The organism is Burkholderia vietnamiensis LMG 10929, from assembly GCF_000959445.1.
Lineage (GTDB): Bacteria > Pseudomonadota > Gammaproteobacteria > Burkholderiales > Burkholderiaceae > Burkholderia > Burkholderia vietnamiensis.
Genome location: NZ_CP009631.1, coordinates 613,785 through 629,220 on the forward strand (window position 1 = coordinate 613,785; position 15,436 = coordinate 629,220).

The following is a 15,436-nucleotide window of genomic DNA, read 5'->3' on the forward strand; positions in this document are numbered from 1 at the left end:
AGGGCATGCAGCATCGTACATGCCCGGAGACATTTCGTTCAGACGCGCTGCACGCGATCGCCCATCGTAGCGAGTCGCGCCATCACGCGCCGGCTCATTTCGGCGAGCGGCGCGACTTCGTCCGCGCCGCCGAGCGCGATCGCCTCGCGCGGCATGCCGAACACGATGCAGCTCGCCTCGTCCTGCGCGAACGTGTGGGCGCCCGCGCGCTTCATGTCCAGCAGCCCGGCCGCGCCGTCGCGGCCCATGCCGGTCAGGATCACGCCGATCGCGTTCTTGCCCGCGTGCTGCGCCGCCGAGCGGAACAGCACGTCGACCGACGGCCGATGGCGGTTCACCGGCGGATCGTCGGACAGCTGCGCGATGTAGTTCGCGCCGCTGCGCGCGAGCAGCAAGTGCGCGTGGCCGGGCGCGATGTACGCATGGCCGGGCAGCACGCGCTCGCCGTGCTCGGCTTCCTTCACCGCGATCCGGCACAGGCCGTTCAGCCGCTGCGCGAACGACTTCGTGAAGCCCGGCGGCATGTGCTGCGCGATCAGCACGGCCGGCGCATCGGGCGGCAGCGGCGTCAGCACCTCGCGGATCGCCTCGGTGCCGCCCGTCGACGCGCCGATGATGATCAGCTTCTCGGTACTGACGAGCGGGTTGTTGAACATCGGCGCGGCCGGCTGGCCGTTCGCCGCGCGTGCGGCGGCGTGCGGCTGCGGCGTCTGGCGCACGCGCGCGCGCGCGGCCGCGCGGATCTTGTCCGCGAGCTTCTCCGCGTAGTCGAGCATGCCGTCGCGAATCCCGACGCGCGGCTTCGTGACGAAATCCACCGCGCCGAGTTCGAGCGCGCGCAGCGTGATTTCGGAGCCGCGCTCGGTCAGCGACGACACCATCACGACCGGCATCGGCCGCAGGCGCATCAGCTTCTCGAGGAAGTCGAGCCCGTCCATGCGCGGCATTTCGACGTCGAGCGTCAACACGTCGGGGTTGTGCTGCTTGATGAGCTCGCGCGCGACGAGCGGATCGGGCGCGGTCGCGCACACCATCATGTCGGGCTGGCTGTTGATGATCTCGGTCATCAGACTGCGGATCAGCGCCGAGTCGTCGACGCACAACACTTTGATCTTCTGCACTGCGGTCATGCCTCCTACTTTCTCGAAAGGTTGGCCGCGTACGGGCTGGCGGCCTTTTGAACCGCCGGCTGCACGCCCGCGCCGCCGCTGCGGGCGCCGAACAGTTCGATGCGCGGCCGCGCCGGCGGCGGCGCACTCGGCCGCGGCGCGGCGAACAGTTCCACTTTCGCACGCGCGCGCGCCGCGCTGGCGCGGACGGCCTCGCGTGCGAGCGCGGCTTCGCGCTCGGCCACGCCCGGCACCTGCAGCCGCAGCTTCTTCACCATCGCGCGGCCGGTGCGCGGCATGAACGCGACCTTGCGCGGATGCACGCCCTGCAAATCTTCCGCGGTGATGCGAATGCGTTCGAGCGCGAGATAGCGGCGCACGAAATCGGCGTTGCGGTCGCCGATGTTGATCGTCGTCATGCCGGCCAGCACCGCGGCGCCGCCGAACACCTTCGCCTCGAAGCGCTCGCGGCGCCCGCCGGCCTTGATCAGTTCGTTGATCAGCACTTCCATCGCGTAGGCGCCGTAGCGCATCGACTCCGACGCGGCCGCGCCGGCATCGGCGCCGTCGTCGGGCAGCATGAAGTGATTCATTCCGCCGATGCCGGAGACCGGGTCGTGCAGGCAGGCAGCGACGCACGAGCCGAGCACGGTCATCAGCACGATGTCTTCGGACGTCGTGTAGAACTCGTTCGGCAGCAGCTTCACGCCGGGGCGGTCGAAGTGGGTGTCGAAGTAGTGGTTGGTCGCGATCGGGAGAGCGCTCATCAGCGTTCTCCGTAAGCGGGCGTCGCGCCCGCGGCGCGTTGCGCGCCCGACGGCGCTGCCGCGGAACCCGCCGCGCCGCGCGCGCGCGCGCTCTGCACGGCGTCGCGCGTGAGCTCGTACACCGTCTGCCCGCGCAGCCGGAACGCCTGCGTCACGTACGTGAAATTCTCCGAATGCCCGGCGAACAGCAGCCCGCCCGGCTTCACGAGCGGCTCGAAGCGCGACAGCACCTGCCCTTGCGTCGGCTTGTCGAAATAGATCATCACGTTGCGGCAGAAGATCGCGTCGAACGGCTTCGCGATCCCGTAGTCGGCATCGGTCAGGTTCAGCTGCTCGAAGCGGATCATCGCGCGCAACTCCGGGCGCACCTTCACGCGGCCGGCCTGCGCGCCCGTGCCCTTCAGGAAGAAGCGCTTGAGCCGCTCCGGGCTCAGGTGCTTGACCTGGTCGTACGTATAGATGCCGGCCTCGGCCTTCGCGAGCACCTGCGTGTCGAGGTCGGTCGCGAGAATCGACGCGCTGCGCGCGGCCGATTCGCCGAGCGCCTCGACCAGCGTGATCGCGATCGAATACGGCTCCTCGCCGGTCGACGCGGCCGAGCACCACACCGACACCGGCGCCGGCCGCCCTTTCACGAACTCGGCCAGGATCGGGAAGTGGTGCGCCTCGCGAAAGAACGCGGTGAGGTTGGTGGTCAGCGCGTTGGTGAACGCCTCCCACTCGAGCGGATCGTCTTCCCGCTCGAGCAGGTCGAGGTATTCGCGGAACGTGTCGAGGCCGCGTGCGCGCAGCCGGCGTGCGAGCCGGCTGTACGCCATGTCGCGCTTGTGCTCGGACAGCGAGATCCCGGCGCGTTGATGGATCAGCTCGCGTATGCGCGCGAAATCCGCGCCGGTGAATGCGAAGTCGCGCCCCGGCTCGCCCGCTCGGGGCGAGGCTTCCGGTGCATCGGATCGAAACGGTGCGCGCGCGGACAGCATGGCTTAGAAGGTCTCCCAGTCGTCATCGGACGTACCGGCCGCGGCCAGCGCCGGCTTCTCGCCGTGCAGCGCGGGGCGCACCAGTGCGGGTTTCTCGGCGGTCTTCGCAGCCGGCGCGGCGGGCGTCTTCGCGAGACGCGGGCCGTAGCCGCCGGCAGCCGGCGCTTCCTTGGACGGACGTGCGCCGGCATCGGCCGCGCGCTTCGGTTCGTGGCTCGATGCCGATGCAGCCGATGCCGCTGCGGCGCGCCGTGCGGCCGGCTGCGCGGCTGCTTGCGGCGCCGGCGATGCAGACGATGCGCTCGGTGCGGCGTCGTGACGGCTTTCCGACGACGCGGCAGCCGGCGTTGGCGTCGGCGCGGTCGCCCGTGCGACGCTGCGCGCCGGCGCGAGCGCGATGCCGCCCGCGACGCGCCATTCGGCGACGATCGCCTTCATCTGGCGCGTCTGCTCTTCGAGCGACGCAGCAGCGGCCGCCGCCTGCTCGACCAGCGCCGCGTTCTGCTGCGTGACCGAATCCATCTGGCCGACCGCGCGGTTGACCTGCTCGATGCCGGTCGACTGCTCCTCCGACGCGGCGCTGATCTCGCCCATGATGTCGGTCACGCGGCGCACGGCCTGCACGATTTCGTCCATCGTCGTGCCGGCGCGCGCGACCAGCGCCGACCCGCTTTCGACCTTCTCGGCCGAATCGCCGATCAGCTGCTTGATTTCCTTCGCGGCGCTCGCGCTGCGCTGCGCCAGCGAGCGCACTTCGCCCGCGACCACGGCGAAGCCGCGGCCCTGCTCGCCTGCGCGTGCGGCTTCGACCGCCGCGTTCAGCGCGAGGATGTTGGTCTGGAACGCGATGCCTTCGATCGTGCCGATGATGTCGACGATCTTGCCCGAGCTCGTCGCGATGTCCTGCATCGTCGACACCACTTGGCCGACCACGTCGCCGCCTTGCGTCGCGATGTCCGATGCGTTCACGGCGAGCTGGCTGGCCTGACGCGCGTTCTCCGCGTTCTGGCGCACGGTGCCGGTCAGCTGCTCCATGCTCGACGCCGTTTCCTGCAGCGACGCGGCCTGCTGCTCGGTGCGCTGCGACAGGTCGGTGTTGCCGGTCGCGATCTCGCGCGCGCCGACGTCGATCGACTCGGTGCCGCGGTGGACGGCCTGCACCATCCCCGTCACGGCGTCCTGCATCCGCTTGATGCCGCCGAACAGGCGGCCGATCTCGTTGTTGCTGAATACGGTCACCGGCTGCGTGAGGTCGCCGCCGGCGATGCGCTCGAAGTGCGCGATCGCGTCCTCGAGCGGCTTCACGATCAGCCCGCGCAGCATGAAGCGGATCGCGATCACGACGACGAACGCGATCGCGATGCCCGCGGAGATCAGGACGATCATCAGCGAGATGCGCGACTGCGTCGCGGCCTGGCGGTCTTCCGCGCGCTTTTGCAGCGCCGCGATCACGGCGGACGCGGTCTGGTCGAACGCGACGAACATCGGGCTGATCTTGGTGTCGGCGATCGCGTGGTACGCGGCCATGTCGCCCGCACGCGCCGCGGCGAATTCGGGCTCGACGCCGTCCTTGATGATGGCCGTGTAGCGCGCACCGAGGTCGTCGAGCAGCGACTGGTCGACGCCGAGCTTGGCCGTCGCCTGGAACGCCTGCCAGTTCTGGTTCGACTTCGCGTACAGCTCCTGCGCGCGTTCGAGCACCTTCGCCGCCTCGGCCGTGTTGCCGCCTTCGGTCAGCGTGCGGAAGCGGTCGAGCGCGACGCGCGAGCGCAGCAGATGCGCCGACGTGTCGTCGAGCGTATGAATTGCCGGCAGATCGGCGTGCGCGATCTCGTCGAGCGCGCTGCTCGCGCGATCGAGCGCGTAGAGGCCGAGCCCGCCGACCGCGGCGGCCAGGCAAACGAGGATGAGTCCGACCGCCGTCAGCGTCGAGCGGATCGACCAGTTGTGCAACATTGCAGAATCTCCCGAAATTACTGCGCGCGCGTGGCGCTTATGCGCCGAGCATCTCGATCAGCGCCATTTCCCGGCTCGACATCAGCTTCTCGATGTCCATCAGGATCAGCATCCGGCCGTCCACCGTGCCGAGGCCCGTCAGGTACTCGGTCGTCAGCGTCGCGCCGAATTCCGGCGCCGGCATGATCTGGTCGGTCTGCAGGGTCAGCACGTCCGACACGCCGTCGACCACCATCCCGACCACGCGGTTCGACACGTTGAGGATGATCACGACGGTCTGATGGTCGTACTCGACGCGGCCCAGATGGAACTTGATCCGCATGTCGACGATCGGCACGATGATGCCGCGCAGATTGATCACGCCCTTGATGAAGTCCGGCGCGTTGGCGATGCGCGTGACGCTGTCGTAACCGCGGATTTCCTGCACCTTCAGGATGTCGATCCCGTATTCCTCGTCGCCGAGCGTGAAGACGAGGAATTCCTGCCCGGTCGCATCGCCCTGTTCGGCGTCGCGGCGGCTTGCGACCGCGTTCGCCGCGGCCGGATTGATCATTTGGACTTCAGCAGACACGTGTGCCCCCAATCGGTTGAATGGCGAGAGTTAGAAGATCGCGAGTTCAGCGCCCACCCGGGCGCCGTGCGTCGCACGGGTTTCGCGGTTCAGCGCCGCGACGTCGACGATCAGTGCGACGCTGCCGTCGCCCAGGATCGTCGCTGCCGAGATGCCGTGTACCTTGCGGTAATTGGTCTCGAGGTTCTTCACGACCACCTGCTGCTGGCCGACCAGCTCGTCGATGAGCATCGCGAAGCGGCGCCCTTCGGTTTCCATGATCGTCACGATGCCCTGGGTCGGATCGGTGCGCGCGTCGTCGACCGAGAACACCTCGTGCAGCGCGACGAGCGGCAGGTATTCGCCGCGCACGCGCACCACGCGCTCGCCGTTGCCGACCGTGTAGATGTCGTCCATCGACGGCTGCAGCGACTCCATCACGAAGTTCAGCGGCAGGATGAAGATCTCGCTGCCCACCTTCACCGACATCCCGTCGAGGATCGCGAGCGTGAGCGGCAGCACGATCCGCGTGGTGGTGCCGCGGCCGGCCTGCGACGAAATCTCGACGTGGCCGCCCATCGACTGGATGTTGCGCTTCACGACGTCCATCCCGACGCCGCGGCCCGACACGTCGGTCACCGTCTCGGCGGTCGAGAAGCCCGGCGCGAAGATCAGCTGCCACACTTCGTCGTCGCTGACGTTCTCGGAAATCTGCATGCCCTGCTTCGCGGCCTTCGCGAGGATCCGCTCGCGGTTCAGGCCCGCGCCGTCGTCGCTCACCTCGATCACGATGTTGCCGCCGTGATGCGCGGCCGACAGCACGAGCTGGCCGACTGCGTCCTTGCCGGCCGCGACGCGCTTGTCGACGGTTTCGATGCCGTGGTCGAGGCTGTTGCGCACCAGGTGCGTGAGCGGGTCGATGATGCGCTCGATCAGGCTCTTGTCCAGCTCGGTGGCCTGACCGAACGTGACGAGCTCGACCTGCTTGCCGAGCTTGCCGGCGAGATCGCGCACCAGCCGCGGGAAGCGGCTGAACACGTAGTCCATCGGCATCATCCGGATCGACATCACCGCTTCCTGCAGGTCGCGCGCGTTGCGCTCGAGCTGCGCCATCCCGTTGAACAGGCGGTCGTGCAGCGCGGGATCGAAGGCGGTCGCGGTTTCCGCGAGCATCGCCTGCGTGATCACGAGTTCGCCGACGAGGTTGATCAGCTGGTCGACCTTCTCGACGCCGACGCGAATCGAGCTGCCTTCGGCGCCGCCTGCCGCGCCGGCCGCGCCGCGCGGACGCTTGTCGTCGTGGTGATGGTGGGCGGCATGCGCGTTGGCCGGTTCGGCGTGCGGCGCTTGCTGCGGCTGGGCTGCGGCCACCGGCTGTGCCGGCGCCTGCGGCGCGGCCGCGGCGGCCGGCGCCGCCGGTGCGGCGGGCGCTGCGGGCGCGAACACCTCGACGCGTGCGGCCGGTGCGGCTGCGGCCGCGGCCGGTTCGGCGGCAGCCGGCGGCGCGGCGGCCGGCGCCGGTGCGGGCACTGCGGCCTCTGCGGCCTCTGCTGCCGGTGCGCCCGGCGCCGCCGCTGCGGCCGGCGCGGTGCCGCGCGAGATGCGGATCTGGCTTTCGTCGATCACGAAGCAGCACACGGCGATGATGTCGTCGGACGGCACGTCCGATTCGAGCCACAGCGTCAGGTCGCCGCCCGACTGCTCGCGGCCGGCGATCCGGCCGAGATTGCTCAGCTCCTCGGTGAGGAGCGCCTGGTCCTTCGCGTCGACGCCGACCAGCGTGATCTTCAGATGCGGGCCTTCGGCGCCGGCATCGGCCCCGCCTGCCGCCGGATGGGCGGCCGCGACGGCCTGTTCGATCACGTGGTCCGGCGCGCTATCGCCGGCGGCGGCGGGCTCCGGCGCAGCCGCAGCCGGCGCAGCGGGCGCGGGTGCGGCGGCCGCAGCCGGCGCGGGCGCCGGTGCTGCCGCGGCCGTGCCGCTCGCGGCCTTCAGCTGTTCGAGCTTCGCGCAGATTTCCGCGGCGGCCGCCGCGTCCGGCTCCGCGCTCGCACGATAGTCGGCGAGCTGGTCGGACAGCACGTCCTTGGTCTCGAGGAACGCGTCGACCATTTCCTTGGTCAGCGTCAGCTCATGGTTGCGCGCGCGGTCGAGCAGCGATTCGAGGATGTGGGTCGTTTGCGTCAGCGCGGTAAAGCCGAACGTCGCCGCGCCGCCCTTGATCGAATGCGCGGCGCGGAAGATCGCCGCGAGATCCTCGGGGTCGGGTGAATCGACGTCGAGGTTCAGCAGCAGCTGCTCCATCTGCGCGAGCAACTCGTCCGCTTCGTCGAAAAAGGTCTGGTAGAACTGCGTGATGTCGAGAGTCATGCCCGGTCACCGGTTGGATTCGTCGCGTTCATGTCAGGAGGCCGTCTGCTCGGAGAGCGTCGCGACCAAGTCGATCAGCACGGCCGGGTCGATCGGTTTTTCGATCCAGCCGGTCGCGCCCGCGTCGCGTGCGGCGTCCTTGAAGGCATCGCTGCCTTCGGTCGTCAGCACGAGGATCGGCGTGGCCGTATACGCGCTGAGCCTGCGCAGCGCGGAGATCACCTCGAGCCCGCTCCTGCGCGGCATGTTCTGGTCGGTCAGCACCAGGTCGTACGGCATCGTGGCCGCCATGTCGAAGCCGGCTTCGCCGTCCGGCGCCACCGTCACGTCGTAGCCGGCCTGCGCAAGCGTCGCCTGCAGCAGCGCACGCATGGTCGCGGAGTCGTCGATGGCGAGAATGGTTCGGATCATGTCTGTCTCGGAAGCTGGAAACGTCAGGGTTTCGGCGCGACGGCCACGGCGCTCGCGAGCACCGGCCGGGCGGCCGAGGCGGCGCCCAGCTGCTGCCCGAGCAGCTTCGAGCCGGCCGCATCGGCCGACAGCGTGGTGGTCGTCGCGTCGTCGCGCATCAGCGCCTCTTCGGATTTTCGGTTCAACACGATCACGCTGATCCGGCGGTTTTCCGGATCGAGCGGATCGGCCTTGTTCAGGTTCTGCGTCGAGGCGAGGCCGAGCACGCGCAGCACCTTCGCCTCGTCCATGCCGCCTGCGATCAGCTCGCGGCGCGACGCGTTCGCACGATCGGCCGACAGCTCCCAGTTGCTGTAGCCGCCTTCGCCGCCCGCATACGGCACCGCGTCGGTGTGACCCTGCACGATGATCCGGTTCGGCACGTCGTTCAGCGTCTTGCCGATCTCGCGCAGGATGTCGCGCATGTACGGCTCGACGTTGTTGCTCGACATCGCGAACATCGGCCGCTTCTGCGAATCGACGATCTCGATGCGCAGGCCCATCAGCGTCGAGTCGATGCGGATCTGCTGGCGGAACTGACGCAGCGTCGGGTTCGCCTCGATCGCCGCCATCAGCTTGATCTGCAGGTCGTGCAGGCGCGCCTGCTCGCGCCGCTCGATCGCGCCTTGCGCCTGCGCCTGCGCGGTGTCTTCGCCCTTCTTCGCGACGCGGTCCGCGAGGCTCGTCGAGCCGTCGGTGCGGCGCGTCGTGCCGGCGTCGACGCTCGACAGGTCGCGGCCGCCGCCGTTGATGATGCTCGAGTCCTGCGAGCTGCGGTCGCCGCTGCCGAACAGCGCGGCCTGCAGCGGCGTGTTGAAGTACTCGGCGATCCCCTTCAGCTGCACCGGCGTGGCCGAGCTCAGCAGCCACATCAGCAGGAAGAACGCCATCATCGCGGTCATGAAGTCCGCGTATGCGAGCTTCCATGCGCCGCCGTGGTGGCCCTTCTTCTGCGGGGCCACCCGTTTCACGACGATTGCGCGATCCTTGCTCTTGCTCATCGAACGCTCCGCGTCACTTCGCCTTCACGCGGCGCACGTGCTCTTCGAGCTCGTTGAACGACGGACGCTCGGTCGAGAACAGCACCTTGCGGCCGAATTCGACCGCGATTGCGGGCGCGTAGCCGTTCAGGCTCGCGAGGATCGTCACCTTGATGCACTGGAACATCTTGGTCGCCTCGGCCACGCGCTGCTCCGCGAGGCTCGACAGCGGCCCGATCAGCCCGTACGACAGCAGGATGCCCAGGAACGTGCCGACCAGCGCCTGCGCGATCATCGCGCCGAGCACCGCGGGCGGCTTGTCGGCCGACGCCATCGTGTGCACCACGCCCATCACGGCCGCGACGATACCGAATGCCGGCATCGCGTCGCCGACACGCATCAGCGCGTGCGCCGGGGCTTCACCTTCGGTGTGGTGCGTCTCGATCTCCTCGTCCATCAGGCTCTCGATCTCGAACGCGTTCATGTTGCCGCCCACCATCAGGCGCAGGTAGTCGGTCAGGAATTCGACGATGTGGTGATCGGCGAGGATCTTCGGGTACTGCGTGAAGATCGGGCTCTTCTCCGGATCGTCGATGTCGGCTTCGAGCGTCAGCGTGCCTTCCTTGCGCGCTTTCGCGAGCAGCACGTACAGGAGCCCCATCAGCTCCATGTAGACGTCCTTGTTGTACTTCGAGCCCTTGAAGAGCGTCGGCAGCACGCGCAGGGTCGCCTTGATCGTCTTGATGCCGTTGCCGAGGATGAACGCGCCGACACCCGCACCGACGATCATCAGGATCTCGAGCGGCTGGACCAATGCGCCCAAATGCCCGCCTGCCAGCGCATAACCGCCGAAGACGGACAACAGCGTCACGAGTGTTCCCACGATAATCAGCACTGCCTGTCCCTCACGAAAGACCGGCGGGGAGACCGCCGTTAATCAGGTTTACGGCAGTCGGCAGGAAAACTTTCGCGGCGCCTCCGCTGCGCTGCGGCGGTGTTTACCAGCAGGCCGGAATCGGTTCGCATGCGGTGCAGCCGCTGCCGGACGCTCGCCCGCGCGCCGTCCGGCGCGGCTCAGGCCGTCGCGGCGGCCAGTTCGGCGCGCGCGGCGGCAGCCTTGCGGGTCTTGCCCGCGCGCGACGGCGGTTGGCACAGGCCGCACACGAAACCTTGATGCGGATCATGCGCATGGGCGACGAAGTGGCCGCCGCAGCGCGTGCAGGGCGTCATCTGCAGCATCCCGGAATCGAAGAAGCGCACCAGCGTCCATGCGCGCGTGAGGCTCAGCGCGGCCTCGTCGCCCGACAGATCGACGTGCTCCTGATAGAGCCGGTACGCCTTGACGATCGACTGGATCGGGTCGCAACGGCCGTGGTCCTGCATGAACCGGTAGATGTTGTAGAACAGCGACGAATGGATGTTCGGCTGCCACGTCATGAACCAGTCGGTCGAGAACGGCAGCATCCCCTTCGGCGGCGACACGCCCTTCAGTTCCTTGTACAGCTTGATCAGGCGATCGCGCGACAGGCTCGTCTCCGCCTCCAGCAGCTGCAGCCGGGCGCCCAGTTCGATGAGTTCGATCGCGAGGGTGATTTCCTTCACCTCGTTCACGACGCTTTTGCTAGCCATGGTCAATAACCGTACGCTTGACGTTGTTCGGATGTGTCGCCGATACGCCGCCCGCCGGCGCGGCGCGCCGGGGCGAACGTGGAGGCGGTGGTGATCAGCGGACGCTTTCGACCGGCTGGCCGGCCATCAGGATGGCCGAATGTGCGTGCGTGACGACGTCGCTGCGGCCTTTGTCGGCGAGCGACGACAGCAACGCGTGGTCGTCGAAGCGGAAGCGGCACAGCATCTGGTTCGATGCGGCGAGCTTCACGGTCTGCGCGAGCGTGAGGTTCGCGAGCACATCGGCGAGTTCCTCGGAAACACCCATGCGGAACATGCCCATCGCTTTGTCTTCCCGCAGCAGGCGCTGCGCGAGAAGGAGGTACGACAGGTTGACCTCTTTGATCTCACTGAGCATTTCGCTGGTGGCGCTCATCATTCCCCCGTTAGAAAACTTTGCTTTGGCCTTTCGTGTTATGAAAACGTTTGCTCTATCAGGCGCCTACTGGCGCAGCTGCCGGCACGTTTATAGTCTTACAGGGCGAATTCTGGCTAAACGGCCTTTATGCCGGTATCAGCGAAGTGGCGTATGCCGTGCAGGATTTGTCTGTAAACCGTGTAGGAATTTTTCCGACAGAAAAAATGCCCGGTGGGGACGGGTGAAACCCGGATCTGTCGGAGGAGAGGCGCTGCAGAGCGCGTAGACGGGGGAAGCTGGAACGGCGGGGCGCGAGTGAGTCAATCGGTAAAAATTATAGTGGTTTTTCACGATATCGCAACAATTATGGCCACTGTCTCGATTTCGATTCGCGTGCCCTTTTTCTCGGGGTTTTCGCGTATTTCATCGTGTAACAAGCCTTAAGTCTTTGAAAAAACACTCGAACCCCTGAAGGCGATATCCATAATGGACTCCAATGGGCGGCGGCGTGAGCCGCGCCGGCCCGCCCCGCAGCTTGCCGCCCGGCGTCCCGCATCTCCCCTCGCGGGCCGGTCACGTACCGCTCAGCGCGTGCGTCGGCGAGTTCCGCAACCTTGTATCGGACCAGCATCCGCACCGGACCCGCTGGTCGACACTGGAGAACGCCCATGCGTATTGCCCAGATCGCGCCGCTTTACGAAGCCGTCCCGCCGAAACTTTACGGCGGCACCGAGCGTGTCGTGTCTTACCTGACCGAGGCGCTCGTCGAACTCGGCCACGACGTGACGCTGTTCGCGAGCGGCGACTCCGTCACGTCCGCGCGACTCGAGGCCGCGTGGCCGCGCGCGCTGCGGCTCGACCCGTCGATCCGCGACTCGATGGCGCCCCATATGCGCCTGATCGAGCAGGTGGCGCGGGTCGCGCACGAATTCGACGTGCTGCACTTCCATCTGGACTATCTGCCGTTCCCGCTGATGTCGCGGCTCGACACGCCTTATGTGACGACGCTGCACGGCCGCCTCGACCTGCCCGAGCTGCAGCCGGTGTTCGACGCGTTCCCGGACGCGCCCGTCGTATCGATCTCGAATTCGCAGCGCAAGCCGCTGCCGCAGGCCGCGTGGGCCGGCACCGTGTATCACGGGCTGCCCGACACGCTGCTCACGCCCCAGCCGGACGTGAAGCCCGAGTACCTCGCGTTCCTCGGCCGCATCTGCCCGGAAAAGCGCGTGGACACGGCGATCCGGATCGCCGCGCAAAGCGGGCTGCCGCTGAAGATCGCCGCGAAGGTCGACAAGGCCGACGCCGACTACTTCAAGGAAGTGATCGAGCCGCTGCTGGGCGAGGCGCACGTCGAATTCATCGGCGAGATCAACGAGGCGCAGAAGCCGGCGTTCCTGTCGGGCGCCAAGGCGCTGCTGTTCCCGATCGACTGGCCGGAACCGTTCGGGCTGGTAATGATCGAGGCGATGGCGTGCGGTACGCCGGTCGTGGCGTTCAACCGCGGCTCGGTGCCGGAGGTGATCGAGGACGGCGTGACCGGCTTCATCGTCGAGGACGTCCAGGGCGCGGTCGGCGCACTGCACCGGATCGACAGCCTGTCGCGCGACGCGATCCGCGCCCGCTTCGATACGCGCTTCAGCGCCACGGCGATGGCGCGCTGCTATGTCGAAACCTACGAATCGCTTTGCGCGGCGGCGAAACGCCCGGCGTTGCGCAGGGTCGCCGGAGCCTGACGCGTAAATTCGTCACGAAATACGCCGGAAAAATTGCGTGGAAATCCGCGCGTAAAAGCTGCCGGCATCGAACAAAGAGCCGCATCGTCGATGCGGCTCTTTCTTTTTGCGCGGCGCGCTGATTGGTGCCGGCGATTGGTGGATCATTCGATCAGGAAACGATCGCGGTTTTTGCCGACGATCCAATTCGGCGGCTTGCCGCGACCACTCCAGGTTGCACCCGACTTCGGATCGCGGTATTTCGGCGGCAACGGCGCCTTTTTCGGCGGCCGGCCGCGCCGCGCCCGCTCGGCGAATCCCAGATCCTGGGCCGTCAGCCCGTATTCGGCAATCACCCGCTGGACTTCGGTGATCACTGCCGCCACTTCCTGACGGCGCACTTCGTCCGCCTGGGCCTGCAGATCGGCGATCTGCGCCTTGAGTTTCGCGTATTGAGACATATCGACTCCCTTTTTTTGCATGATGCGGCTCCGCCGACTCCGGCCGGAACGCCGACACCCGTTACGTCATCGCACTGCCGCCCTGCTCTTGCCAATTAATTCTGCCATCTTTAACCGATTCGTCTATATGGAGAATGCGGATTTATTCTAATAAAGCGAGCCGTCGGCATTCAAATTTAACAATCGTTGACCCTCGTCGGTCCGATTCATTTCCTATAATCCAGACCAATTCGGGCGACGAAGTAAATCAGCCGGCCGCCCATTGGTGTTCACCCTACTTGGACGAGGTCCCTTCATGAATCTTTCACAGCGGCTGGCCGCAGAAGCATTCGGCACGTTTTGGCTGGTGCTCGGCGGGTGCGGAAGCGCCGTGCTGGCGGCCGCCTTTCCGGGCCTCGGCATCGGCTTTGCCGGCGTCGCACTTGCTTTCGGCCTGACCGTGCTGACGATGGCATTCGCGATCGGCCATATTTCGGGTTGCCATTTGAATCCGGCTGTGAGCGTGGGCTTGACGGTCGCCGGCCGCTTTCCGGCACGCGATCTCGTCCCGTACATCGTGGCGCAGGTGGTCGGCGCCACGCTCGGCGCGTTCGTGCTGTATCTGATCGCAACCGGCAAGCCGGGCTTCGACGTGGTGGGCAGCGGCTTTGCGACCAACGGCTTCGGCGAGCGCTCGCCCGGCCACTACTCGCTCGGCGCGGCGTTCATCTGCGAAGTCGTGATGACGGGCTTCTTCCTGTTCGTGATTCTCGGCGCGACCGACAAGCGCGCGCCGGCCGGCTTCGCACCGATCGCGATCGGCCTGTGCCTGACGTTGATCCACCTGATCTCGATCCCGGTCACGAACACGTCGGTGAACCCGGCCCGCTCGACCGGCCCCGCGCTGTTCGTGGGCGGCGAAGCGATCGGCCAGCTGTGGCTGTTCTGGATTGCGCCGATCATCGGCGCAGCCATCGCAGGGGTCGTCTATCCGTTGATCGCAGGGCGCGACGCTGCCGTCCCGCTGCCCGCATCCGCTCGCACCGTCGAATAACAACGCTACGGGGTCACGCGAGCAGCGCAGCGAGCCTCACGCTGTCGAACAACACGAGGCAGGTAATTTGAACGGGCGCCGCTGGCGCCCGTTTTTCCTTTTCGTTCAGGACGCCGCGACGCCGTCGACGGCATCCGTCAGCGCGAACAGCGTGCGCAGGTGACGCGCCACGCCGGCGTCGAAGTTGTTGCCGATCCGCGGAATGTGCGGCAAGCGCGCGATCAGGTCGGGATTCGCGTTGTTCATCATGAACGCGTGCCCGGCGGTTTCGAGCAGATCGATGTCGTTCATGTTGTCGCCGAACGCGATGCAGTGCCCGGCGTCGACGCCGAGCCGCTCGAGCACCGCCCGCAGCGCGCGGCCTTTCGAGACGTTGGCGGTCATCACTTCCAGGCAATCGGGCAGCGAGTAGGTGACGTACAGCGCGTCGCCGAACTGCACGCGCATCTGCTCGGCGACCACCGCGAGGTCGGCCGGCTCGCCGATGTAGAGCACCTTCGCGATATCCGCGCCGTCGTGCGCGGCCATGTCGATCACGTCGTAGCGGAAACCGGAGTCCTGATGGAATTCGAGCAGGTGCGGGGCCTCGCGATCGATCAGCCAGCCGCGATCGGTAAACAGATTGACGATCACGCGCCCGTGCGCGCCGGCCACGGCGGGCTGCACGAGCTCGCGGACGATTGCCGGGTCGATGTCCTGCGCGTGGATCGCCGTATCGTCCGGCGCGTGCACGCGCGCGCCGTTCGACGTGATCAGGTATGGCCGGATCCCCAGCACGTCGCGAATGCCGGCGACGTCCGCATAATGCCGCCCGGTCGCGATCACGAACTGCAGGCCGTCGCGTTCGAGCCGGCGGATGGTCTCGATCGTGTACGGATCGAGCTGGTGATCGCGGTTCAGCAGGGTGCCGTCGAGATCGGTGGCAATGACTTTGTACATGGGAGGCGGTGAAGGACGCGCACGGCGGTGCGGAGCCGCCATTTTAACGTCGGGCCGGCCCGCGCGCCGGACGACCGGCGTCTGCCTCCGATCACCGGTGACT

The 15,436-nt window shown here is 67.2% G+C and carries 15 protein-coding genes; 2 read left to right on the plus strand and 13 right to left on the minus strand.

Translation table 11 applies throughout. The features are described from left to right. Positions 1–38 precede the first annotated feature (38 nt). The 11 genes from AK36_RS12835 to flhD form a co-directional block, all read right to left on the minus strand. Complete coding sequence (locus AK36_RS12835) at positions 39–1,130, minus strand: protein-glutamate methylesterase/protein-glutamine glutaminase (protein ID WP_011882911.1); 1,092 nt, start codon at positions 1,128–1,130, stop codon at positions 39–41. Positions 1,131–1,135: 5 nt separating this feature from the next. Next, positions 1,136–1,876, minus strand: a complete 741-nt coding sequence (gene cheD, locus AK36_RS12840; protein WP_011882910.1) for a chemoreceptor glutamine deamidase CheD — start codon at positions 1,874–1,876, stop codon at positions 1,136–1,138. Then, complete coding sequence (locus AK36_RS12845) at positions 1,876–2,856, minus strand: CheR family methyltransferase (RefSeq protein WP_011882909.1); 981 nt, start codon at positions 2,854–2,856, stop codon at positions 1,876–1,878. The genes cheD and AK36_RS12845 overlap by 1 nt, the downstream gene beginning before the upstream one ends. Before the next feature lie 3 nt (positions 2,857–2,859). Beyond that, positions 2,860–4,812 carry a methyl-accepting chemotaxis protein gene (locus tag AK36_RS12850; protein WP_045578609.1) on the minus strand — a complete coding sequence of 651 codons (1,953 nt, stop codon included), beginning with the start codon at positions 4,810–4,812 and terminating at the stop codon, positions 2,860–2,862. Between the two features lie 37 nt (positions 4,813–4,849). Further along, complete coding sequence (gene cheW / locus AK36_RS12855) at positions 4,850–5,365, minus strand: chemotaxis protein CheW (RefSeq protein ID WP_011882907.1); 516 nt, start codon at positions 5,363–5,365, stop codon at positions 4,850–4,852. A gap of 48 nt (positions 5,366–5,413) precedes the next feature. Then, on the minus strand, positions 5,414–7,732 hold the full coding sequence (gene cheA / locus AK36_RS12860) for a chemotaxis protein CheA (RefSeq protein WP_045578610.1): 2,319 nt from the start codon (positions 7,730–7,732) through the stop codon (positions 5,414–5,416). Between the two features lie 33 nt (positions 7,733–7,765). Beyond that, positions 7,766–8,143 (minus strand): response regulator, encoded by a 378-nt coding sequence (locus AK36_RS12865; RefSeq protein ID WP_011882905.1) that lies wholly within the window; start codon positions 8,141–8,143, stop codon positions 7,766–7,768. A gap of 23 nt (positions 8,144–8,166) precedes the next feature. Further along, a complete protein-coding gene (gene motB, locus AK36_RS12870) occupies positions 8,167–9,183 on the minus strand; it encodes a flagellar motor protein MotB (RefSeq protein WP_011882904.1) in 1,017 nt (338 codons plus the stop codon). Between the two features lie 13 nt (positions 9,184–9,196). Continuing rightward, positions 9,197–10,057 (minus strand): flagellar motor stator protein MotA, encoded by an 861-nt coding sequence (motA, locus tag AK36_RS12875; protein WP_011882903.1) that lies wholly within the window; start codon positions 10,055–10,057, stop codon positions 9,197–9,199. Positions 10,058–10,236: 179 nt separating this feature from the next. Then, the gene (gene flhC, locus AK36_RS12880) at positions 10,237–10,791 is read right to left on the minus strand and encodes a flagellar transcriptional regulator FlhC (protein WP_011882902.1); all 555 of its coding nucleotides are present in this window, start codon (positions 10,789–10,791) and stop codon (positions 10,237–10,239) included. Between the two features lie 94 nt (positions 10,792–10,885). Further along, the gene (gene flhD / locus AK36_RS12885; protein ID WP_034193026.1) at positions 10,886–11,206 is read right to left on the minus strand and encodes a flagellar transcriptional regulator FlhD; all 321 of its coding nucleotides are present in this window, start codon (positions 11,204–11,206) and stop codon (positions 10,886–10,888) included. 650 nt (positions 11,207–11,856) lie between these two features. Between flhD and AK36_RS12890 the strand changes: the two genes are divergently transcribed. Then, the gene (locus AK36_RS12890; RefSeq protein ID WP_045578611.1) at positions 11,857–12,921 is read left to right on the plus strand and encodes a glycosyltransferase family 4 protein; all 1,065 of its coding nucleotides are present in this window, start codon (positions 11,857–11,859) and stop codon (positions 12,919–12,921) included. 143 nt (positions 12,922–13,064) lie between these two features. Here AK36_RS12890 and AK36_RS12895 read toward each other — a convergent pair whose 3' ends face one another. Next, entirely contained in the window at positions 13,065–13,361 is a 297-nt protein-coding gene (locus AK36_RS12895; RefSeq protein ID WP_011882898.1) for an H-NS histone family protein, read from the minus strand. A gap of 295 nt (positions 13,362–13,656) precedes the next feature. Here AK36_RS12895 and aqpZ point away from each other — a divergent pair, with 295 nt between their 5' ends. Beyond that, positions 13,657–14,394, plus strand: a complete 738-nt coding sequence (gene aqpZ / locus AK36_RS12900; RefSeq protein WP_034192943.1) for an aquaporin Z — start codon at positions 13,657–13,659, stop codon at positions 14,392–14,394. A gap of 105 nt (positions 14,395–14,499) precedes the next feature. On the opposite strand, the gene AK36_RS12905 is transcribed toward aqpZ, so the two are convergent. Next, positions 14,500–15,333 carry a Cof-type HAD-IIB family hydrolase gene (locus AK36_RS12905; protein ID WP_045578612.1) on the minus strand — a complete coding sequence of 278 codons (834 nt, stop codon included), beginning with the start codon at positions 15,331–15,333 and terminating at the stop codon, positions 14,500–14,502. Positions 15,334–15,436 lie beyond the last annotated feature (103 nt).